Consider the following 1,266-nt stretch of genomic DNA (forward strand, 5'->3'; position numbering starts at 1 on the left):
TTCCAGAACAGCATGTCGGAGTAGACCCGCGCCACCGCGCCGGTAGTGGCGGTGACGTAATAGAGGTCCTCGGCCAGCCGGTAAGCAACGCCGTCGTCGATCACCGTGCCCATCTCGTTGGTCATCAGGCAATAGCGGCAGCGGCCCACGGGCTGTTTCTTGTAAGCCATTGTGTAGATGCGGTTGAGGAATTCACCTGCATCCGGGCCGCGCACCTCCAAGCCGCCGAGAGTGGAGACATCCAGCACACCAACGCCGTTGCGGACGGCATGGACTTCCTCTTCGATCAGCCGTTTGGCGTCGGCTTTCGGCCCATAGAAATACGGTCGCCGCCAGGCGCCGACCGGGCGCATGTCGGCGCCGAGGCGGATGTGCTCCTGATGCAGGGCAGAGCGGCGCTCAGCCGGGTGGTGGTGGCCCGACAGCACGCCCAGCGTTTCCGGCGCGAAGGGCGGCCGGGCGGTCGTGACGCCGACCTCGGCCACCTTGCGGTTCGTCGCTTTGGCCACGGTGCGGGCGGTGGCCAGCGCCGAGTGGCGGCCTTGCGAGGGACCCATGCCGACAGTGGAGAAGCGTTTCACCAGCTCCAGCTCGCTGTAGCCTTCCTTGACCGCATTCTGCAGATCCTTGACCTGCAGGTCCTCGTCCCGGTCGATGAAATCCTTACCTCTGGGGTGGGCGTTGATCGGGAGTTCGAAGTTGGCGAGCGCGGCCTCGTCGTCCAGGACCGGGGTGATCTCGCGGTTGTCCTTGCCGAGACGGGCGAGGGCGGTTTGGGCCGCGGATTGGGCGCTGGCGGTGACGGCGTTAGCGCTGAACAGGCCGGTGACGCCGCCAGCCGCGCCGATGGCGGCATCTGGCAGGGTCAGCGAGAATTGCGCGGTGTCCTCGTCATAGCTAAGCTTGGCGCCGGCGTGGCAGGGCAGCTGCCACATCGGGGCATAGCCGACCGAAACCACCGCGAGGTCGCACGAGACCCATTCACCCACAATCTTGACCGCAGCAACATGGGACTTACCACGGGCTTCCTCAAACTGGCCTTGCACGATGCGCACGCCTTTGGCGCGGAGGTCGTCGGCCAGTTCCCCGCCGCTGCCGCCTGGACGCGGGTCGGCGAGGAGGGCGACGTCGACGCCGGCCTCCAGCAGGTCCAGCGCCACGCGGTAGCCGTCGGGGTTGGCGGCCATCACCGCGGCGCGGTTGCCGGGTTTCACCGCATAATGGCGCATCAGGCGCTGTGCAGCGCTCCCAAGCATCACGCCGGGC

1 pseudogene is annotated in these 1,266 nt (G+C 67.1%); it reads right to left on the reverse strand.

Annotation, left to right across the window (positions count from 1 at the left end):
- Positions 1 to 1,229, reverse strand: a pseudogene (locus RA20_RS24330) (hypothetical protein); the annotation flags it as partial.
- Positions 1,230 to 1,266: the final 37 nt, after the last annotated feature.

Source organism: Leisingera sp. ANG-Vp (assembly GCF_000813725.1).
In the GTDB taxonomy this organism is placed as follows: Bacteria; Pseudomonadota; Alphaproteobacteria; order Rhodobacterales; family Rhodobacteraceae; genus Leisingera.